This window comes from Pseudomonas sp. WJP1, assembly GCF_028471945.1.
Lineage (GTDB): Bacteria > Pseudomonadota > Gammaproteobacteria > Pseudomonadales > Pseudomonadaceae > Aquipseudomonas.
On sequence record NZ_CP110128.1, the window covers coordinates 4,506,475 to 4,527,374 of the forward strand.

Below are 20,900 nucleotides of genomic sequence, written 5' to 3' on the forward strand. Positions count from 1 at the left end.
CCTGAGAAATGATCGAACCCGGCATTTACAAAGACGTCATGAGCTCGTTCCCTTCCGGGGTCACGGTGGTCACCACCCTGGACCCGGACGGTGGCATCGTCGGCATTACCGCCAGCGCCTTCAGTGCGCTGTCGATTGATCCGGCACTGGTGCTGTTCTGCCCCAACTACGCCTCGGACACTTACCCGGTGCTGCGCGACAGCAAGCAGTTCGCGATTCACCTGCTGTCCGCCGACCAGACCGCCGAAGCCTATGCGTTCGCCGGCAAGGGCAAGGACAAGGCCAACGGCATCGATTGGCACTTGAGCGAACGGGGTAACCCGTTGCTGCGAAAAGCCACGGCGATCATCGAGTGCGAACTGTGGCGTGAATACGATGGCGGCGACCACGCCATCATCGTCGGCGCGGTGAAGAACCTGATCCTGCCCGAGCAACCGGTGACGCCGATGATCTACCACAAAGGCAAGCTGGGCCCCCTGCCCGCCCTGGCCTGATGGCTTCACCAGCCTCTGTAGGAGCCCGGCTTGCCGGCGAAGGCGTACTTGCGGACGCCTTCGCCGGCAAGCCGGCTCCTACAGGTAATCACCTTATTCTCCAGGAGCCGGCATGAGCCCAGCAGCCTCGCAACTGTTCCGCCAGCAGGCGTACATCAACGGCCAATGGCTGGATGCGCCCGACGGTGCCCGACAGGACATCTTCAACCCGGCCACCGGTGAACGCATCGGTAGCGTGCCGAACCTTGGTGCCGAGCACGCCCGGCAGGCCATCGTCGCCGCCAACAACGCGTGGCCGGCCTGGCGCGCGCTGACCGCCAAAGAGCGCAGCAACACCCTCAAGCGCTGGCACGCGCTGATGCTGGAAAATGCCGATGCCCTCGCCGAAATCCTGACCCTCGAACAAGGCAAACCGTTGGCCGAAGCCAAGGGTGAAATCCTCTACGCCGCCAGCTTCATCGAGTGGTTCGCCGAAGAAGCCAAACGCATCTACGGCGACACCATTCCCAGCCACAAGGGCGATGCGCGGATTGTCGTCAGCAAGGAGCCGATCGGTGTCGTCGCGGCGATCACCCCCTGGAACTTCCCGGCGGCGATGATCACTCGCAAGGCCGGCCCGGCGCTGGCCGCCGGTTGCCCGTGCATCGTCAAGCCGGCACCGGAGACGCCCTTCTCGGCACTGGCCATGGCGGCGTTGGCCGAACAGGCCGGCATGCCTGCGGGTATTTTCAACGTGATCACCGGCGATGCCATCGCCATCGGCGCCGAACTGACCGCAAGCCCATTGGTGCGCAAATTGTCGTTCACCGGTTCCACGGCCATCGGCAAGTTGCTGATGGCGCAGTGCGCGCCGACGCTGAAGAAAGTTTCGCTGGAACTGGGCGGTAACGCGCCGTTCATTGTCTTCGACGACGCCGACCTTGAGCGTGCGGTGGAAGGCGCGCTGATTGCCAAGTTTCGCAATGCCGGCCAGACCTGCGTCTGCGTCAATCGCTTCCTGGTGCAGGACGGCATTCACGACACCTTTGTCGCGCGCCTGGCCGAACGGGTGTCGCAACTCAAGGTCGGCAGCGGTTTCGCTGACGGTGTCACCCAGGGTCCGCTGATCAACGAGCGCGCCGTGGCCAAGGTTGAAGACCATGTGCAGGACGCACTGGCGCAAGGCGCCCGCTTGCTGTGCGGCGGCGAACGTCATGCGCTGGGCCACGGCTTCTTCCAGCCAACGGTCTTGGCCGGCATCACCACGCAGATGAAAGTCGCCCGGGAAGAAACCTTCGGCCCGCTCGCCGCGGTGTTCCGTTTCGACAGTGAAGCGCAGGCCGTGCACATGGCCAACGATACCGAATTCGGCCTCGCCGCCTACTGCTACACCCGCGACCTGGGCCGCGCCTGGCGCATGAGCGAGGCGCTGGAGTACGGCATGGTCGGGATCAACGAAGGGCTGATTTCCACCGAAGTCGCACCTTTTGGCGGGATCAAATCCTCAGGCCTGGGCCGTGAAGGCTCCAAGTACGGCATCGAGGATTACCTGGAACTCAAATACACCCTGATGGGCGGACTGTGAATCAATACCTGTAGGAGCTGCCGCAGGCTGCGATCTTTTGATTTTCGTTTTTAAGATCAAAAGATCGCAGCCTTCGGCAGCTCCTACAGAGGGTGTGGGAGATCATTGAAATGAGCAACGAGAAATACGAAAAAGGCCTGAAAATCCGCACCCAGGTGCTAGGCGAAGCTTATGTGAACCGCTCCATCGAGAACGCCGACGACTTCACCCGTCCCCTGCAGGAGATGGTCACCGAGTACTGCTGGGGCCACGTCTGGGGCCGTGAGGGTTTGTCGCTTAAAGAGCGCAGCATGATAAACTTGGCGATGATTTCGGCCCTCAATCGGCCTCACGAACTCAAGTTGCACGTGCGTGGTGCCTTGCGTAACGGACTGAGTCGTGAACAAATACGCGAAATTCTGCTTCAGGTCGGTATTTATTGCGGGGTTCCCGCGGCCGTAGACAGCTTCCGGCTCGCCCGTGAAGCGTTCGCCGAAGCCGATGCCGAGGCCTCCAGTTAACCCTTGGCTATCTGACTGAACGAGCACCAGGATTATTGCAATCGAAGTGCTCTTTTTGCATGGACAGCCACATTCAGAGCGGACCCCATGAAACGCCTGCCACTCGACGACAGCTTCAAGGTCAATCGCAACCCCGTTACCCTGCGCGAAATCGTGCTGGATAAACTGCGAAGCGCCATCATGAACTTCCAGCTTCTGCCGGGAGATCGACTGGTCGAACGCGATCTGTGCGATCGCCTGGGCGTGAGCCGCACCTCGGTGCGCGAAGCCTTGCGTCACCTGGAATCCGAAGGCCTGGTGGAATTCGCCGATGCCAAGGGCCCACGGGTCGCGATCATCACCCTGGCCGATGCCGTCGATATCTATGAGCTGCGTTGCGTCCTCGAAGGCCTGATCGTCCAGCTGTTCACCCTGCGGGCCAAGGCCAAGGACATCAAGGCCTTGGAAAAGGCCCTGGAAGAAAACCGCCAGGCCTTGAAGGAAGGTGAACTGCAACAGGTCATCGATTCCGTGCAGGGTTTCTACGACGTGCTGCTCGAAGGCTCCGGCAACCATGTCGCCGCAACCCAGCTGCGTCAGCTGCAGGCGCGCATCAGCTACCTGCGCGCAACTTCCGTGTCCCAGCAGAACCGTCGCGGTGCCAGCAACCAGGAAATGGAACGCATGGTCGAAGCGATCAAGAGCGGTGATCCGCTGGCCGCTCATCAGGCTTGCGTCGACCACGTCCGCGCCGCCGCCACCGTCGCCCTCGATTACCTCAAGCGCAAGCAGGAAGAGACCGGGGCGATCCCCGAGATCACCCAGCCCATCGCCCTCAAAGAACCGCGCATAGGACGTTGATCATGTTCAGCCCGAGCTATTGTCCAAAATGCGGCAGCAATGACCTCAAGTCACAGCTGCCACCGGGCGATACGCACGAGCGCCTGATGTGCCGCGGCTGCGGCTACATCCACTACATCAATCCTAAAATCATCGCCGGTTGCATCATCGAGCAGGACGGCAAGTACCTGCTGTGCCAACGCGCCATCCCGCCGCGCCCCGGCACCTGGACCTTGCCCGCAGGCTTCATGGAAGCTGGCGAAACCACCGAGCAGGCGGCGTTGCGCGAAGTCTGGGAAGAGAGCGGCGTGCGCGCCGAAATCCTCTCGCCCTACTCGATCTTCAGCGTGCCGAAGATTAGCGAGGTGTACATCATCTTCCGCGCCATCGCCCTGGAGATCACCGGGCAGTACGGACCGGAAACCCTCGACTACAAATTCTTCGCGCCCGAGGACATTCCCTGGGACAGCATCTACTACCCGGCGATCCGGCAGATCCTCGAACGCTACATCGAGGAGCGGCAGGCCGGGGTCTACGGTATCTACATCGGCAACGACGACAGCGGCAAGATCCACTTCATCCGCTGACGATTCACATCAATCATCACCGCATAATCTCTGGGTGCAGCCATCTCCTGTGGGAGCGAGCCTGCTCGCGATGAGGGAGTGTCAGTCGACACTTGAGTTGATTGATACGCCGCCATCGCGAGCAGGCTCGCTCCCACAGGGGGCAATAGTGTCCTTTAGAGCGGGGCCACACCTTCGACGATGATCACTTCAGCGCTCGCCACACCCTCGCGATGCCCTTTGGCCTCCTGATACAGCTCTGACCGATAACAGGCCAGCGCCTGCTCGTAGGAATCGAACTCGATCACCACGCTGCGTTGCGGCGTCGGCCGCCCTTCCATCGCTTCGCTGCGCCCACCGCGCGCCAGTATCCGACCACCGTATCGGGCAAAGGCCTGCGGTGCCCGCTGGGTGTATTGGCTGTATTGATCGGGGTCGGTGATATCCACGTGAGCAATCCAGTACGCCTTCATAGTGACCTCTGTGCTTGTTTTGTATTATGGTATACCACATTATACCTCCATCAAACACCGAGAATCCCGACATGGCCTTCAACAGCATCGAAGAAATCATCGAAGACTACCGCCAAGGCAAGATGGTGCTCCTGGTCGACGACGAGGACCGGGAAAACGAAGGCGACCTGTTGTTGGCCGCCGACCGCTGCAGCGCCGAAGCCATCAGCTTCATGGCCCGTGAGGCGCGCGGCCTGATCTGCCTGACCCTGACCGACGAGCATTGCCAGCGCCTGGGCCTTGAGCAGATGGTGCCGAGCAATGGCAGCGTGTTCAGCACCGCGTTCACGGTGTCGATCGAAGCGGCTGTTGGCGTGACCACCGGCATCTCCGCCGCCGACCGCGCGCGCACCGTGGCCGCCGCCGTCGCCCACGGCGCGAGTGCCGCCGATATCGTGCAGCCCGGTCACATTTTTCCCTTGCGCGCCCGTGAGGGCGGCGTATTGACCCGTGCCGGTCATACCGAAGCCGGTTGCGACCTGGCGCGCCTGGCCGGCTTTACCCCGGCCTCGGTGATCGTCGAAGTGATGAACGATGACGGCACCATGGCGCGCCGCCCGGACCTGGAAGTGTTCGCGCGCAAACACGGGATCAAGATCGGCACCATCGCCGACCTGATCCACTATCGCTTGAGTACCGAGCACACGGTGGTGCGCATCGGCGAGCGCGAGCTGCCGACGGTGCATGGCACCTTTCGTCTGATCACCTTTGAGGATCGCATCGAAGGCGGTGTCCACATGGCAATGGTCATGGGTGACCTGCGCCGCGATGAAGCGACGCTGGTGCGCGTGCACGTCATCGACCCGTTGCGCGACCTGGTCGGTGCCGAATACAGCGGCCCTTCCAACTGGACGCTGTGGGCGGCGTTGCAGCGCGTGGCTGACGAAGGTCGCGGCGTGGTGGTGGTGCTGGCCAACCACGAATCCTCGCAAGCGTTGCTGGAGCGGGTGCCGCAGTTGACCCAGGCACCCCGGCAGTTCAGCCGTTCGCAGTCGCGGATCTATTCGGAAGTCGGCACCGGGGCACAGATCCTGCAGAACCTTGGCGTCGGCAAGCTGCGGCATCTCGGGCCGCCGCTGAAATACGCGGGGTTGACCGGTTATGACCTGGAAGTGGTGGAGAGCATTCCGTTCCCCCAGTGACCCACCGCTTTTTGTAGGAGCCAGGCTTGCCGGCGAAGGCGTCCGCAAGATCGCCTTCGCCGGCAAGCCTGGCTCCTACAAGTCCTCCACCGGCAATAAAAAAAGCATTTTTGGCTGATAGCCGGTAAGGCAAAGTGCTTGCACAAAGTTTGGAATACCATAATATGATATTCCATAGACCGGACGATTTAGCCAAGCGCACCCGACAGGGAAAGCACCCACAACAGCCCTTGGCACGGTCGCCTTTCAAGGCCAGATGGACCTACTGCTCCCGATAGGCGGGCATTACCAAGCCCGCTCAAAAACACAACAAATGAGGGCGTGAAAATGGTGTTGAACAAACGTGCATCCGCAGTACTGTTCGCCGGCTTATTGGCCACGGTCAGTCATGTGGCCCTGGCGGCTGAAAGCGTCAACTTCGTCAGCTGGGGCGGTAGCACCCAGGATGCGCAGAAGCAGGCCTGGGCCGATCCGTTCAGCAAGGCCAGCGGCATCACCGTGGTCCAGGATGGCCCCACCGACTACGGCAAGCTCAAGGCCATGGTCGAAAGCGGCAACGTGCAGTGGGACGTGGTCGACGTCGAGGCCGACTTCGCCTTGCGCGCCGCCTCCGAAGGCCTGCTCGAACCCCTCGACTTCAAGGTCATCGAGCGCGACAAGATCGACCCGCGCTTCGTCTCCGATCACGGCGTCGGCTCGTTCTTCTTCTCCTTCGTCCTCGGCTACAACGAAGGCAAGCTCGGTGCCAACAAACCCCAGGACTGGTCCGCGCTGTTCGACACCAAGACCTACCCCGGTAAACGCGCCCTCTATAAATGGCCAAGCCCCGGCGTGCTGGAACTGGCGCTGCTGGCCGATGGCGTGAGCGCCGACAAGCTCTACCCGCTGGACCTGGACCGCGCCTTCAAGAAACTCGACACCATCAAGAAAGACATCGTCTGGTGGGGCGGCGGCGCCCAGTCGCAGCAGCTGCTGGCCTCCGGTGAAGCGAGCATGGGCCAGTTCTGGAACGGCCGGATCCATGCCCTGCAGGAAGACGGCGCTCCGGTGGGCGTAAGCTGGAAGCAGAACCTGGTGATGGCCGACATCCTGGTCATTCCCAAGGGTTCGAAAAACAAGGACGCGGCGATGAAGTTCCTGGCCAATGCCAGCAGCGCCAAAGGCCAGGCCGACTTCTCCAATCTGACCGCCTACGCCCCGGTCAACGTCGACAGCGTGGCGCGCCTGGACTCGGAGCTGGCGCCAAACCTGCCGACGGCCTACGCCAAGGACCAAATCACGCTTGATTTCGCGTACTGGGCCAAGAACGGTCCTGCTATCGCCACACGGTGGAACGAATGGCTGGTCAAATGAAAATGACGGCAACCGCGTCCCGTCCATCCACGCCCGTCGGGAGCGCCACCGGCGCTGCCGGCAAGGCGGCTGCGATGACCCAAACCCCGACCCTGGCGCAACGCTGGCGCGGATCGAGCAACCTGATCCCCGCCCTGCTGTTCCTCGGCCTGTTCTTCCTCGGGCCATTGATCGGTTTGCTGCTGCGCGGTGTGCTGGAACCGACCCCGGGCTTAAGCAACTACGAGCAGCTGTTCGCCAACTCGGCGTATGCCCGGGTCTTGCTCAACACCTTCTCGGTGGCCGGCCTGGTAACGCTGTTCAGCCTGCTGCTGGGTTTCCCGCTGGCCTGGGCGATCACGCTGGTGCCACGTGGCTGGGGTCGCTGGATCCTGAACATCGTGCTGCTGTCGATGTGGACCAGTCTCCTGGCGCGTACCTACTCCTGGCTGGTGTTGCTGCAAGCCTCCGGAGTGATCAACAAGGCGCTGATGGCCATGGGCATCATCGACCAGCCGCTGGAGATGGTGCATAACCTCACCGGCGTGGTGATCGGCATGAGCTACATCATGATCCCGTTCATCGTGCTGCCGCTGCAGGCGACCATGCAGGCCATCGACCCGATGATCCTGCAGGCCGGTTCCATCTGCGGCGCCAGTCCGTGGACCAACTTCTTCCGGGTGTTCCTGCCGCTGTGCCGGCCGGGGCTGTTCTCCGGCGGCCTGATGGTGTTCGTGATGTCGCTCGGTTACTACGTCACCCCGGCGCTGCTGGGTGGGGCGCAGAACATGATGCTGCCGGAGTTCATCATCCAGCAGGTGCAGTCGTTCCTCAATTGGGGCCTGGCCAGCGCCGGCGCCGCGTTGCTGATCGTCATCACGCTGGTGCTGTTCTACTTCTACCTGAAGCTCCAGCCGGAATCCCCGGTTGGCGCCAGCAACGCGAGGTAAGCCGTCATGCTCCTGACCCCCAATGCCATGAGCCGCCGGATGCGCCTTGGCCTGTATGCCACCACCGGGCTGATCGGGCTGTTCCTGTTGTTGCCGATCGTGTTCATCGTGCTGCTGTCGTTCGGCTCGTCCCAGTGGCTGGTGTTCCCGCCACCGGGCTGGACACTGAAATGGTACGGCCAGTTCTTCTCCAATGCCGACTGGATGAACGCGGCCATGGCCAGCCTCAAGGTCGCGGTACTGACCACGTTCTTTGCCGTGGCCCTGGGCCTGCCGACTGCGTTTGCCCTGGTACGTGGGCGCTTCCCGGGCCGGGAAATGCTCTACGGCCTGTTCACCCTGCCGATGATCGTGCCGCTGGTGATCATTGCCGTGGCGGTGTACGCGCTGTTCCTGAAACTGGGCTACACCGGGACCATGTTCGCCTTCGTCGTCAGCCACGTCATCGTCGCGCTACCGTTCACCATCATCTCGATCATCAACTCGCTGAAGCTGTTCGACCAGTCGATCGAAGATGCCGCGGTGATCTGTGGTGCCTCGCGCCTGCAGGCGGTGTTCAAGGTGACCTTCCCGGCGATTCGTCCGGGCATGGTGGCAGGCGCCCTCTTCGCCTTCCTCGTCTCGTGGGATGAAGTGGTACTGAGCGTGATGATGGCCAGCCCGACCCTGCAAACCCTTCCCGTGAAAATGTGGACCACCCTGCGCCAGGACCTGACGCCCGTGATCGCCGTCGCCTCGACGTTGCTGATCGGCCTCTCGGTCTTGGTCATGGTGATCGCCGCCGCACTGCGCCGGCGCAATGAAATCAGCGCCTAAGCGCAGGAGTACGACATGAGTGCAGTGATCAAAGATGCCGCGCAGCAAAATGACAAGCCCCTGGTGAGCCTGCGCAACCTGAACAAATACTACGGCGACTTTGCCGCCGTGGACGACATCTCGCTGGACATCAAGGACGGTGAGTTCCTCACCTTCCTCGGCTCCAGCGGCTCGGGCAAAAGCACCACGCTGTCGATGCTCGCCGGCTTCGAAACACCCAGCAGCGGCGAGATCCTGGTCAACGGCCAGTCGCTGGTGAACGTGCCGCCGCACAAACGCGACATCGGCATGGTGTTCCAGCGCTACTCGCTGTTCCCGCACCTGTCAGTGCGCGACAACATCGCCTTCCCGCTGGCCATCCGCAAGCTGGCCGCGGCCGAGCGTGATCGCCGGGTCGATGCGATGCTCAAGCTGGTGCAACTTGAACAATTCGCCCATCGCCGCCCTTCGCAACTCTCCGGCGGCCAGCAGCAACGCGTCGCGATCGCCCGGGCGCTGGTCTACGAGCCACGCATCCTGCTGATGGATGAACCGCTGGGCGCACTGGACAAAAAACTGCGTGAAGATTTGCAGGACGAACTGCGCCAACTGCATCGGCGCCTGGGCATCACCATCGTCTACGTGACCCACGACCAGGAAGAAGCCATGCGCCTGTCCCAACGCATTGCGATCTTCAGCCACGGCAAGATCGTCGGCCTGGGCAGCGGCTATGACCTGTACCAGAACCCGCCGAATGCCTTCGTCGCCTCGTTCCTCGGCAACTCCAACTTCCTCAAGCTCAAGGCCCAGGGCAATGCGGTCGCTTCGTTTGAGGGGCAGTCGCTGTCGATCCGCCTGACGGCCGGCCTGCAAACCAATCAGGATGTACTGTTGATGGTGCGCCCGGAAAAGGCCTTGGCCTTGAGCATCGAGCAAGCCGCCCAGGAACCGTTGGCCGCGGGGTGGAATGAAGTGACCGCCAAGGTCGTGGAAGTGTTGTTCCTGGGTGAAAGCCAGACGTGCAGTGTGGTGACTTCGGGCGGAACGTCGATGACCGTCAAGGCGCTTTCTGCGGCGGGCATGCCTATGAAGGCGGGGGATCCGGTGCGGGTGCGCTGGGCGACGGCCGATGCCTGTGTTTATACCGAATGGGCTGAGAGCGATTTGAACAAGGCTGCTGGGGCGCATTGATTTTTTTGAGGTTCGTGCCAGTGGATTGCTAGTTAAGTATCACCCTCGGGTCGCCGCAACGTCGGGTTGCGGTGGCCTTTTTTTTGCTTTTTGAATGGGGGCATATCCGTTTCTTCGGTAACGGCCACTCATGACGGCGGGTGAAAATCCTGAACTGCCCCCCAAATGTTGGACGGTCGTTGTCGCTGCCGATGATTGTCTTTCAGGTGTACATATCCATTCCTGCGGTAACGGCGACTTAGGGTTTCGCCCTTACGGCGAGTCACTTGGAAACGCCCCAAGTAACCAAGGGCTCTTGCCCCTGACGTTCGGTGCCTCGCTAAGGCTCGGCATGCCCTCGCTCCGGCCCTGCTCCGTGGGCCCGCCGCGATGGGCCATCCTTGGCCCAGCGCGGCTAAACCGGCGTCCTGCCGGTTTACCCACTGCGCAGAACCTCCACTCGGCCTCTCGATGTGGCAAGAAAATCAAAAGCCAGATCAAGATCAAACGCAAAAGCGAGGCGGCCTTAAAGCCGACCTGATTGCAGGTCTATCCGCATTCCCCTGTGGGAGCCAGCCTGCTGGCGATGGTCGTCAACGATAACGCGTCCCGTCTGGATGATCGCGTTGTCTGGACGTTCATCGCCAGCAGGCTGGCTCCCACAGGGTATTGGGGTGTCTGGAAAAGATCAGGTCGGCTTTAAGGCCGCCTCGCTTTTGTTTTTGATCCGGGTGCCCCGTTAACCACGATGGCCGAACGCAGGCATTGCGCAGTGGGTAAACCGGCAGGACGCCGGTTTAGCCGCGCTGGGCCAGGGATGGCCCATCGCGGCGACCCACGGAGCAATGCCGGAGAGAGGGCATGCCGAGCCTAAGCGAGGCACCAAGTGGTGGGGCAAAGCCTTTTGCTTACTTTTTGGTGTTTGAAAAAGTGAGTCGCCGTAAGGGCGAAACCATAAGTGGCCGTTACCGCAGCAATGGATATGTACACACCATTACCGCACAAACAAAAATGCCCGGCAAAAGCCGGGCATTAAAGACAAACACCATCGCTCAAAAAGTCAGTCGGTATAACTCAACCCCGAAGCCCTGCCCTCCTGAGTCCGTCCACGCGTAGCCAGGCAGTAATAGAGAGGACAAGTCACCACCAACCCCACCAGCCACGACAGGTCCGCCCCCTCGACCAGGTTGGCATAAGGCCCCACATACAACGACGTATTGGCAAACGGCAGCTGCACGATGATCCCGATGAAATACGCCACGATCGCATGCAGGTTGAAACGCCCATAGATCCCGCCATCCGCACGAAAGATCGAGGCAATGTCATAAAACCCACGCTTGATCACATAGAAGTCGATCAAGTTGATCGACGCCCATGGCACCAGCACCAGCAGCAATGCCAGGATCAGCCCGATGAACTGCGAGATGAAGTCCGCCGAAGCGCCCAGCGCCACCACACAGCAGCCCGCCAGCACCACGCTCGACAGCACCACGCGCACCTTGATGCTCGGCGTCCACTGGCTGGCGAAGGTCTGGATCGAGGTGATGATCGACAGCACCGCGCCATACAGGTTCAAGGCGTTGTGGCTGATGATGTTGAGCAGGAACAGCACCATCAGGATCGGTCCCAGCCAGCCGGTGGATTGCTTCACCGCGGCCATCGCCTCAGTGCCTTCCGGGGTCGCCAGTACCGCGACCGCGCCGAAGGTGAAGGACAGGATCGTGCCCAGGGTTGCCCCCAGGTAGGTGGCCCAGAACGGTTTGGCTATGCCGATATCGGCCGGCAGGTAGCGCGAATAGTCCGACACGTAGGGCGAAAAGCTGATCTGCCAGATGATCCCCAGGGACACGGTGGCCAACCAGCCGGTCAGGTTAAAACCACCGCGGGTGAAAAAGTCCGCCGGCAGGTCGTGGGCGAAGATGTAGAGGAACCCGGCGAGCAAGGCGCTGCCCATGACCCAGGTGCCGATGCGGTTGAGGGAATGGATGAAGCGGTAACCGATCACGCCGATCGCCGTGGCGCTCAGGGCACCGATCAGGATGCTCGCCGGCACTGGCACCGAGGGTGCGATGCCGACAATCGACTTGCCCGCCAGCACGATGTTGGAGATGAAGAAGCCGACGTAGATCAGTGCGGCAAAAAACACGATCAGCAACGCGCCATAGCGGCCGAACTGGCCGCGGCTCTGGACCATTTGTGGAATGCCCATGCGCGGGCCCTGGGCCGACGCCAGGGCAATCACCAGCCCGCCGACCATGTGCCCGAGGGCAATCGCCAGCAACCCCCACAACAGGTCGAGATGGAACACCTGGACCACCATGGCACCGGTGACGATCGGCAGCGGCGCAATGTTGGTACTGAACCACAGGGTGAAAAGATCGCGGGCCTTCCCGTGGCGCTCTGCGAGTGGAACGTAGTCGACCGTGTGATTCTCGATCAACGGGTCTTGCCGGGACATCTGGGACATATGCATGAACTCGAGTTTGTCTGTTCTTATCTTTGTATGAAGTCAAACCGGGGGACTTTCTGGCCGCCCCTCAGATGCGCACCATATTATGGTATTCCAACATTTCCACAAGACTGATTCGGTCTTTGCGAGCCCATCTGATCCGGCATCCTGCCGCAAACCTGCACCCAGTGCCTAGCTGAAAGCCCCGTAAACACTGACTTACAGACCAAAGGCATACGTTTATCGGACGACCAAAAAAGCTCTTGCAAACGATGTATTACGGTATACCATCAGACCTACAAACTCATAAAAACCACGTTCCACTCCCGAGGACAGTCCAATGATCGATGCCGCCATCTACAAACAAGTCATGGGCTCGTTCCCGTCCGGCGTCTGCGTCATCACCACGCTCGATGACGACGGGCAGGTCGTCGGCCTGACCGCCAGCGCCTTCAGCTCGCTGTCGATGGACCCGGCCCTGGTGTTGTTCTGCCCCAACTACAGCTCGGACTCCTACCCGGTCCTGATCAGGAACAAGCGCTTTGCCATTCATGTGCTGTCCGGCGGCCAGCAGAGCGAAGCCTATGCCTTCGCACGCAAGGGCAAGGACAAGGCGCAAGGCATCGAGTGGACGTTGAGCGAGCTGGGCAACCCGATCCTGGCCAACGCCACGGCGGTCATCGAATGCGAGCTGTGGCGCGAGTATGAAGGGGGCGACCACGCGATCATGGTCGGCGCGGTGAAGAACCTGATCGTGCCCCAGCACAATGCCGGGCCACTGGTGTATTGCCACGGCAAGATGGGCGCCCTGCCCGTCCTGGCCTGACCCTGTAGGAGCAGCCGGTCGACGCTCGAATGCTCGCGAAAAAAACCAGGCACCGCTGGGCATCAGGTTCTACGCGTTATCGTTAACGACCATCGCGAGCAGGCTCGCTCCTACAGAAAAGCAGCAAATCGAAAATATTTGCAGATTTATCGTATTATGGTATACCAATAATCAACAGCCCCGCAGTCGACGGGTCGACCACAAGAGATTCGAGGTAGCGTCATGAAATTTTCCCTGTTCGTACACATGGAACGTTGGGACGAAAGCGTCAGCCACCGCCAGCTGTTCGAGGACCTGACCGAACTGACGCTGATGGCCGAGGCCGGTGGTTTCAGCACCGTATGGATCGGTGAACACCACGCCATGGAATACACCATTTCGCCAAGCCCGATGCCGCTGCTGGCGTACCTCGCCGGCAAGACCACCACCATTCACCTCGGCGCCGGCACCATCATCGCGCCGTTCTGGCACCCCATCCGGGTCGCCGGTGAATGCGCCCTGCTCGATGTGATCAGCAACGGTCGCATGGAAGTGGGCCTGGCCCGTGGCGCCTATCAGGTTGAATTCGACCGCATGGCCGGCGGCATGCCAGCCTCCTCCGGCGGCCAGGCCTTGCGGGAAATGGTTCCGGTGGTTCGCGCCCTATGGCAAGGCGACTACGCCCATGACGGCGACATCTGGAAATTCCCGACCTCCACCAGCGTGCCCAAGCCGATCCAGAAACCGAATCCACCGATGTGGATCGCAGCCCGTGACCCGGACTCGCACAACTTCGCCGTCGCCAACGGCTGCAACGTGATGGTCACGCCGCTGATGAAAGGCGACGAAGAAGTCCTCGACCTGAAGAACAAATTCCAGGCCGCCCTGGACAACAACCCGGACGTGCCACGCCCGCAATTGATGGTGCTGCGTCATACCCACGTGCACTCGGTCGACAATCCCGAAGGCTGGAAAGTCGGGGCCAAGGCGATCGCCAAATTCTACCGCACCTTCGATGCCTGGTTCGGCAACAAGGAAACCCCGGTCAACGGCTTCCTGGCACCAAGTCCGGAAGAGAAATTCGCCGGCCGTCCAGAGTTCGAACTGGAGAGCCTGCACAAGACCGCCATGATCGGCACCCCGGAAGAAATCATCCCGCGCATCAAGTACTATCAGGAGCTGGGTGTCGACGAGTTCAGCTTCTGGTGCGACAACAGCCTGCCGCATGCCGAGAAGAAAAAGTCCCTGGAGTTGTTTATCAAGCACGTGGTGCCGGCGTTCCGCTGAGCCCACTTCCCTGCCCCTCGGATGCGAAGCCGAGGGGTTGATTCATGTGTAGGGTCGATTCCCATGCTGAACGATCGCCGCCCATCACTTGCCCCTCCGTCCGGCGCCGAGCAGGCTTACCTGCGCGGCGAATGGACCGCTTCGCATATCCATTTCAAGCGCCTGCGCGCCAGCGTTTCCGCCAAGCAGAATGGCTTCTGGCAACCCGTTTAATGAGCCTGCCCGAATAGAAAGTCACGCACGCCATACCGCTTCATTGCGCGGTATGCACTGTGCATTGTGCTTCGGCTCATGATCAGGTTTGCCCCATGAACAATAAAAACGCTCTGTTGATCATCGACATGCAACAGGAGGACGGTTTCGTCCTCGAACACTTCGAATCGGTGCTGGCCAACACCGCCGCACTGCTCGACACCGCTCGCCAGCAACGGGTCCCGATCCTCTATACCCGCCATATCAATCAAGCCGATGGCAGCGACCTGCCACGCGGCGAACCCCGCGCGTGCGACGGCGGCCCGAGCGGCTACCGCGCCGGCACCCGCCAGGTGGAGATCATCGACAGCCTGGCGCCGCGGCCCGATGAAGCCATCGTCGACAAAGGCCGCTACAGCGCCTTCCACCGTACCGCTCTGGATGCCCGGCTCAAGGCGCTGGACGTCCACACACTGATCATCTGCGGCGTGCTCACCGATGTCTGCGTGCTGACCACGGTGTTCGATGCCTTCGCCCTGGGTTATCACATTCGCCTGGTCAGCGACGCCTGCACCACGACCACCCAGGCCGGACACTACTCGGCGCTGTTGATCATGGCCAACTGGGTCTACTCCCTGGAAATCCTCACCAGCGGCGAATGCCAGCGCGCCCTGCAAAACCTTGACTACCTGAGCCTCAATCCGGAGCACCCGGACCTGTTCGCCCACCAGCCCCATGAGCTGCCAGGCACCATCGCCCGGCTGCACACCCACCTCGTGCGGACTCAGGAGTAATCGCCATGCAAGTCGAAAAAAGAAGCATCGATTTCATCCCTGAAGCCGAACGCCATGGCCGGCCGGGGTCGCTGTTCTTCATCTGGTTCGGCGCCAACATGAACATCACCACCATCGCCTCCGGAGTGCTGCCGGTGGTGATGGGGCTCAACCTGTTCTGGAGCGCCCTGGCAATTTTCGTCGGCTCGTTGCTGGGCGCGATATTCATGGCCTCCCATTCCGCCCAGGGGCCGAAGCTGGGCATCCCGCAGATGATCCAGAGCCGCGCGCAGTTCGGCGTGCTCGGGGCGGTGTTGCCGCTGTTGTTCGTGATGCTGATCTACCTGGGGTTCTTCGTCAGCAACACCCTGCTGGCGGCCCAGGCGCTGGAGTCGGTCAGCCCGTTGCCGGCCAGCGGCAACATCTACCTGATCGGCGCCCTGTGCTTCGTGGTGGCGCTGTATGGCTACCGCCTGATTCACCGTTTGCAGAAACTGCTGTCGATCCTTTCGCTGCTGATATTCGCCGCCGCCACGCTGCTGGCCTTGCAACTGCCGATCCCGGCCGAGCAATGGCTGCCGACGGGCTTCTCGCTGTCGAAATTCCTGGTGGCGGTGAGCATTGCCGTGACCTGGCAGCTGTCCTATGCACCGTACGTTGCCGATTATTCACGTTACCTGCCGAGCCGCACGAGCGCCGCACAGGTGTTCTGGTACAGCTACGCCGGCACGGTCAGCGGCGGTGCATGGATGATGATTCTCGGGGCGATCCTGAGCGTCGGCATCGGCGACTTTTCCAGCAATGTCGGCGGCCATGTCGCCGGGCTGTTCGGCAGCGGCGCGGTCCTGCTGTTCGCCTTCATCGTCTACGGACAGGTGTCGATCAACGTGTTCAACCTGTACGGGGCGTTCATGTCGACCATCACAGTGATCGAGCCTTTCGCTCGATTGAAGGTGACGCCACGGGTACGCGGCCTGTTCATGCTGGTGATCAGCGTGGTAGCGACCGGCCTGTGCACCATCAACCAGGACGACTTCATCACCTTCTTCCTCAACTTCATTTTCTTCATGAGCTACTTCCTGATCCCCTGGACGGCGATCAATCTGGTGGACTTCTATTGCCTGCGCAAAGGTGAATACCGGATCGACGACATCTTCGACCTCAACGGGATATATGGGCGGGTCAACTGGATCGCCTGCGGCAGTTTCGTGCTGGCGATTGCCCTGGAGATTCCGTTCATGAACACCACGTTCTATGTCGGTCCGGTCGCCACGGCGCTCGATGGCGTGGACCTGGCCTGGCTGGTCGGCTTGCTGGTGCCGGCCTTGAGTTATTACTGGCTGATGAAACTCGGCAAGCGGGCCGAGCGAGTCGGCGAACTGTCCTGATCCATCCCTGGACAGCACAACGTCGGGCGCAATGCCCGGCGTTTCTCGTGCAAGGTTCAGGCTGGTTGCCCTATGCGACGCTGATCGCCGGCGTACTGGTGGTATATGGCTGCCATCAACTGGTAGCCTGAGCTTCCTTGCCCGCAGGTACCTGATCAATCATCGGGGCGCAATGGTGCCTCGATGATCGCTTCAGCTCTCCACTCAATCCAGACAACGGTGACTATTTTGCTCAACGCCACCCCCGCACTTGCCCGCGATATCGACGGCAAAGCCATCTCGGCCCGAGTGCTCGACGAGGTTCGAGAAGAGGTTCAGGTCCTGGCCCGACAACAGATCTACCCCGTCCTGGCCGTACTGCTTGTGGGTGAAGACCCGGCCAGCGAGGTGTATGTACGCAACAAGCTGCTGCGGGCCAAGGAGGTCGGCATCCGTTCACTGGAGTACCGCCTGGCGGAAAGTGCCAGCCAGGACGAGGTGCTGGAACTGATCGCGCAACTGAACGCCGACGTCACGGTGAACGGGATCCTGGTGCAATTGCCACTGCCGGACCACATCGATGAAGCCGCGGTGATCCATGCCATTGACCCGATCAAGGACGTGGACGGTTTTCATCGGGAAAACGTCGGTGGGCTGGTCCAGGGCATCGAAGTACTGACACCCTGCACCCCCAGCGGCTGCATGCGCCTGCTGCACGAAACCTGCGGTGACTTGAGTGGCTTGCACGCAGTCGTCATCGGCCGTTCGAACATTGTCGGTAAACCCATGGCGACGCTGTTGTTGCAGGCCGACTGTTCGGTCAGCGTGGTGCATTCGCGCAGCGTCGATGCGCCGGCATTGTGCAGGCTGGCGGACATCGTGGTGGCAGCGGTAGGTCGTCCACAGCTGATCGATGCCAGCTGGCTCAAGCCTGGAGCGGTGGTGATTGATGTGGGGATTAATCGTATTACCAGCGAGTCGGGAGATCGATTGGTCGGCGATGTCGATTACACCAGTGCACGCACCGTCGCCAGGGCAATCACACCGGTGCCCGGTGGTGTCGGGCCGATGACCATTGCCTATCTGCTGAAGAACACCCTGATTGCCAGCCAGTTGCAGCGTGCGGCCCTGACTGGCCAACCGATGCCCCTGTAACTGTAGGAGCGAGCAGGCTCCGGGCGGCGTTCCGACGATGGACGTCAACGATAACGCGTGCAATCTGGCTGAACACGGCGCTATTGAGACCATCGCGAGCAGGCTCGCTCCTACAGGTAGATCACTGTCGATCAATGGTTGTAGGCACGCTCATTGTGCTCGCCCATGTCCAGGCCCATCTCCTCTACCGACTCATCGGCACGCAGGCCAACCACGACATTCACCACTTTGAGAATGAGCCAGCTGATGACGAAGCAGTACACCGTCGTCAGCGCTACACCCTTGATCTGCGCCAGCACCTGACCACCCATGCTCACGCCTTCCACCAGCCCGCCCAGGGACGGCACGCAAAACACACCGGTCAACACCGCGCCGATCATCCCGCCGATGCCGTGAAGGCCGAACACATCCAGGCTGTCGTCATAACCGAAGCGGCGCTTGAGCACGGTGACGCTCAAGTAGCAGAACACCCCGCACAACAAGCCGATGGCCAGGGCACCGCCCACGCCCACATAGGCGCACGCTGGCGTGATCCCCACCAGCCCTGCCAACGCACCGCTGGCCAGGCCCAGCGCACTCGGCTTGCCGACCTTGAACCACTCGGTGAACATCCAGCCAAGAATCCCGGCGCACGCCCCCAGTTGGGTATTGAGCATGACGATGCCGGACGTGCCACTGAGGCCGCCGCCGGAGCCGATGTTGAAACCGAACCAGCCGACCCAGAGCATCGCTGCACCGACCATGGTCAGGCTCAGGTTGTGCGCCGGCATCGGGGTGTTTTCATAACCCTTGCGCTTGCCCAGGATCAGGCACGCGGCCAGCGCGGCAACGCCAGCATTGATGTGCACGGCGGTGCCGCCGGCAAAATCGAGCACACCCCAGTTATGCATCAAGGCCCCCGCACCACCCCAGACCATGTGCGCCACCGGGGCATACACCAGGGTGAACCACAGCGCCATGAACAGCAGCGCCGCCGAGAATTTCATGCGTTCGGCGAAGGCACCGGCGATCAGCGCCGGGGTGATGATGGCGAAGGTCATCTGGAAGGTCACGAACACCCCTTCCGGAATCTCGCCGACCAGGCTTTCCGGCGTCATCCCGGCCAGGAAGGCCCGACTCATGCCGCCGACAAAACTGTTGAAGGTCACCTCGCCCTCGACCATGCCCGTGGTGTCGACCACCATGCTGTAGCCATAGATCACCCACAACACGCCCACCAATCCGGCGATGCCGAAGCACTGGGTGAACAGCGACAACATGTTTTTCGCCCGCACCAGGCCGCCATAAAACAGCGCAAGGCCCGGCAGGCACATGAACAACACCAGCACCGCCGCCATGACCATCCAGGCCGTGCTGCCGGTGTTCAATACTGGTGCATCGGCTGCCTGCGCCAAGGGCACCAGCGCACCGCTCGCCAGTAAGCCAACAAGGGATTTGCCGAGAAGACGATTGACCATGTTCAAAGCTCCTGCAATGGAAATCGGAAGTGTCGGGCAGCAAGCAAGTAGCAAATCAACGGGCCTTGGTGGCCTCTTCAAATATCTGAACGCCTGGCTCCTGCCGGCGAAAACGATCTTCGGACGCCTTCGCCTGTAGGAGCCAGGCTTGCCGGCGAAGAACGATGACGCGTTCTATCTGGAACACCGCGTCGTCTTGTTCGCCGGCAAGCCTGGCTGCTACAGAGGTCACTGCGTCCGACAGGTGTCAGTAACCTGAACCCGGAATCCAGCTGGTTCCCGCCAGCGGCACCCGCGCCATGGCCGCCGATTCCACAGTCAACGCCACCAGATCCTCCGGATCCAGGTTGTGCAGGTGCGACTTGCCGCACGCCCGGGCCATGGTTTGTGCTTCCAGCACCAACACCCGCAGGTAGTTGGCCAGGCGGCGACCGCCTTCCACCGGGTCCAGACGCTTGGACAGCTCCGGGTCCTGGGTGGTGATCCCGGCCGGGTCGCGGCCGTTCTGCCAGTCGTCATAAAAGCCTGCGGCTGAACCAATCTTGTGCAGCTCTTCGTCCAGGCGCGGATGGTTGTCCCCCAGCGCAATCAGCGCCGCCGTGCCAATGGCCACCGCGTCCGCGCCCAGCGCCATGGCCTTGGCCACGTCGGCACCGTTGCGAATCCCTCCCGAAACGATCAGTTGAACCTTGCGATGCATGCCCATCTCTTGCAAAGCCTGTACCGCTTGCGGGATGGCCGGCAAAATCGGAATCCCCACGTGTTCGATAAACACCTCCTGGGTCGCTGCCGTGCCCCCTTGCATGCCATCGAGCACGATCACGTCGGCCCCGGCCTTCACCGCCAGCTTGACGTCGTAGTACGGGCGGCTGGCGCCGATCTTCACGTAGATCGGCTTCTCCCAATCGGTGATTTCGCGGATCTCGGCGATCTTGATCGCCAGGTCATCCGGACCGGTCCAGTCCGGGTGCCGGCAGGCGCTGCGCTGGTCGACACCGATCGGCAGCGTGCGCATGCCAGCGACTCGCTCGGTGACTTTCATGCCCAGCAACATGCCGCCACCACCGGGTTTGGCGCCCTGCCCCAGGACGATTTCGATGGCGTCGGCCTTGCGCAGGTCATCCGGGTTCATGCCGTAGCGCGATGGCAGGTACTGATAGACCAGATGCTGCGACTGCCCGCGCTCTTCCGGGGTCATGCCGCCGTCACCGGTGGTGGTGCTGGTACCGGCGATGGTCGCGCCGCGGCCCAGGGCTTCCTTGGCATTGGCCGACAACGCACCGAAGCTCATGCCGGCGATGGTCACCGGAATCTTCAGGTGGATCGGCTTCTTGGCGAAGCGGTTGCCGAGGATCACATCGGTGCCGCACTTTTCCCGATAGCCTTCCAGCGGGTAGCGCGACACGCTGGCGCCGAGCAGCAGCAAGTCATCGAAGTGCGGGACCTTGCGTTTGGTGCCACCGCCGCGAATGTCATAGATGCCGGTCTCGGCGGCGCGCTGGATTTCCTGGATGGTCAGGCGGTCGAAGGTCGCGGACTCGCGCAGTACCGGAGGATTCTTCTCACTCATA

20 protein-coding genes are annotated in these 20,900 nt (G+C 61.5%); 16 read left to right on the forward strand and 4 right to left on the reverse strand.

The window, feature by feature from the left end:
- Window positions 1-8 precede the first annotated feature (8 nt).
- From OH720_RS20105 to OH720_RS20125, 5 genes are all read left to right on the forward strand, one after another.
- Window positions 9-494, forward strand: a complete 486-nt coding sequence (locus OH720_RS20105; RefSeq protein ID WP_180204215.1) for a flavin reductase family protein — start codon at window positions 9-11, stop codon at window positions 492-494.
- Between the two features lie 112 nt (window positions 495-606).
- Entirely contained in the window at window positions 607-2,058 is a 1,452-nt protein-coding gene (locus tag OH720_RS20110; RefSeq protein WP_272602620.1) for an NAD-dependent succinate-semialdehyde dehydrogenase, read from the forward strand.
- Window positions 2,059-2,168: 110 nt separating this feature from the next.
- Window positions 2,169-2,558: a carboxymuconolactone decarboxylase family protein gene (locus OH720_RS20115; protein ID WP_008059553.1), complete on the forward strand. Its 390-nt coding sequence runs from the start codon at window positions 2,169-2,171 to the stop codon at window positions 2,556-2,558.
- Window positions 2,559-2,645: 87 nt separating this feature from the next.
- Window positions 2,646-3,398 carry a GntR family transcriptional regulator gene (locus OH720_RS20120; RefSeq protein WP_046817510.1) on the forward strand — a complete coding sequence of 251 codons (753 nt, stop codon included), beginning with the start codon at window positions 2,646-2,648 and terminating at the stop codon, window positions 3,396-3,398.
- Window positions 3,399-3,400: 2 nt separating this feature from the next.
- Window positions 3,401-3,964 carry an NUDIX hydrolase gene (locus tag OH720_RS20125; RefSeq protein WP_272602621.1) on the forward strand — a complete coding sequence of 188 codons (564 nt, stop codon included), beginning with the start codon at window positions 3,401-3,403 and terminating at the stop codon, window positions 3,962-3,964.
- 155 nt (window positions 3,965-4,119) lie between these two features.
- Here the strand turns inward: OH720_RS20125 and OH720_RS20130 are convergent, their stop codons facing one another.
- Entirely contained in the window at window positions 4,120-4,416 is a 297-nt protein-coding gene (locus OH720_RS20130) for a DUF1330 domain-containing protein (protein WP_272602622.1), read from the reverse strand.
- Between the two features lie 71 nt (window positions 4,417-4,487).
- Between OH720_RS20130 and ribBA the strand changes: the two genes are divergently transcribed.
- The 5 genes from ribBA (at window position 4,488) to OH720_RS20155 (ending at window position 9,865) form a co-directional block, all read left to right on the forward strand.
- Entirely contained in the window at window positions 4,488-5,597 is a 1,110-nt protein-coding gene (gene ribBA / locus OH720_RS20135) for a bifunctional 3,4-dihydroxy-2-butanone-4-phosphate synthase/GTP cyclohydrolase II (RefSeq protein WP_272602623.1), read from the forward strand.
- 327 nt (window positions 5,598-5,924) lie between these two features.
- Window positions 5,925-6,950: an ABC transporter substrate-binding protein gene (locus tag OH720_RS20140; RefSeq protein ID WP_272602624.1), complete on the forward strand. Its 1,026-nt coding sequence runs from the start codon at window positions 5,925-5,927 to the stop codon at window positions 6,948-6,950.
- Window positions 6,947-7,879, forward strand: a complete 933-nt coding sequence (locus tag OH720_RS20145; RefSeq protein WP_272602625.1) for an ABC transporter permease — start codon at window positions 6,947-6,949, stop codon at window positions 7,877-7,879. Before OH720_RS20140 ends, OH720_RS20145 begins: the two co-directional genes overlap by 4 nt.
- A 6-nt stretch (window positions 7,880-7,885) precedes the next feature.
- A complete protein-coding gene (locus OH720_RS20150) occupies window positions 7,886-8,695 on the forward strand; it encodes an ABC transporter permease (protein WP_008059566.1) in 810 nt (269 codons plus the stop codon).
- 15 nt (window positions 8,696-8,710) lie between these two features.
- Window positions 8,711-9,865, forward strand: coding sequence for an ABC transporter ATP-binding protein (locus tag OH720_RS20155; protein WP_272602626.1), 1,155 nt, complete (start codon window positions 8,711-8,713; stop codon window positions 9,863-9,865).
- Window positions 9,866-10,904: 1,039 nt separating this feature from the next.
- Here the strand turns inward: OH720_RS20155 and OH720_RS20160 are convergent.
- A complete protein-coding gene (locus tag OH720_RS20160; protein WP_272602627.1) occupies window positions 10,905-12,311 on the reverse strand; it encodes a purine-cytosine permease family protein in 1,407 nt (468 codons plus the stop codon).
- Between the two features lie 322 nt (window positions 12,312-12,633).
- Between OH720_RS20160 and OH720_RS20165 the strand changes: the two genes are divergently transcribed.
- From OH720_RS20165 to OH720_RS20190, 6 genes are all read left to right on the forward strand, one after another.
- Window positions 12,634-13,119 (forward strand): flavin reductase family protein, encoded by a 486-nt coding sequence (locus tag OH720_RS20165; RefSeq protein WP_008061453.1) that lies wholly within the window; start codon window positions 12,634-12,636, stop codon window positions 13,117-13,119.
- Window positions 13,120-13,341: 222 nt separating this feature from the next.
- On the forward strand, window positions 13,342-14,385 hold the full coding sequence (locus tag OH720_RS20170; protein WP_272602628.1) for an LLM class flavin-dependent oxidoreductase: 1,044 nt from the start codon (window positions 13,342-13,344) through the stop codon (window positions 14,383-14,385).
- A gap of 63 nt (window positions 14,386-14,448) precedes the next feature.
- Entirely contained in the window at window positions 14,449-14,598 is a 150-nt protein-coding gene (locus OH720_RS20175) for a hypothetical protein (protein WP_272602629.1), read from the forward strand.
- Between the two features lie 95 nt (window positions 14,599-14,693).
- Entirely contained in the window at window positions 14,694-15,371 is a 678-nt protein-coding gene (locus OH720_RS20180; protein ID WP_272602630.1) for an isochorismatase family cysteine hydrolase, read from the forward strand.
- A gap of 5 nt (window positions 15,372-15,376) precedes the next feature.
- Entirely contained in the window at window positions 15,377-16,738 is a 1,362-nt protein-coding gene (locus OH720_RS20185) for a purine-cytosine permease family protein (RefSeq protein WP_272602631.1), read from the forward strand.
- Window positions 16,739-16,921: 183 nt separating this feature from the next.
- Entirely contained in the window at window positions 16,922-17,872 is a 951-nt protein-coding gene (locus tag OH720_RS20190; protein ID WP_272602632.1) for a bifunctional 5,10-methylenetetrahydrofolate dehydrogenase/5,10-methenyltetrahydrofolate cyclohydrolase, read from the forward strand.
- Window positions 17,873-18,003: 131 nt separating this feature from the next.
- Here the strand turns inward: OH720_RS20190 and OH720_RS20195 are convergent, their stop codons facing one another.
- Entirely contained in the window at window positions 18,004-19,329 is a 1,326-nt protein-coding gene (locus OH720_RS20195) for an ammonium transporter (RefSeq protein ID WP_272602633.1), read from the reverse strand.
- Between the two features lie 247 nt (window positions 19,330-19,576).
- A complete protein-coding gene (locus OH720_RS20200; protein ID WP_180206324.1) occupies window positions 19,577-20,899 on the reverse strand; it encodes an FMN-binding glutamate synthase family protein in 1,323 nt (440 codons plus the stop codon).
- Between the last annotated feature and the right edge of the window lies 1 nt (window position 20,900).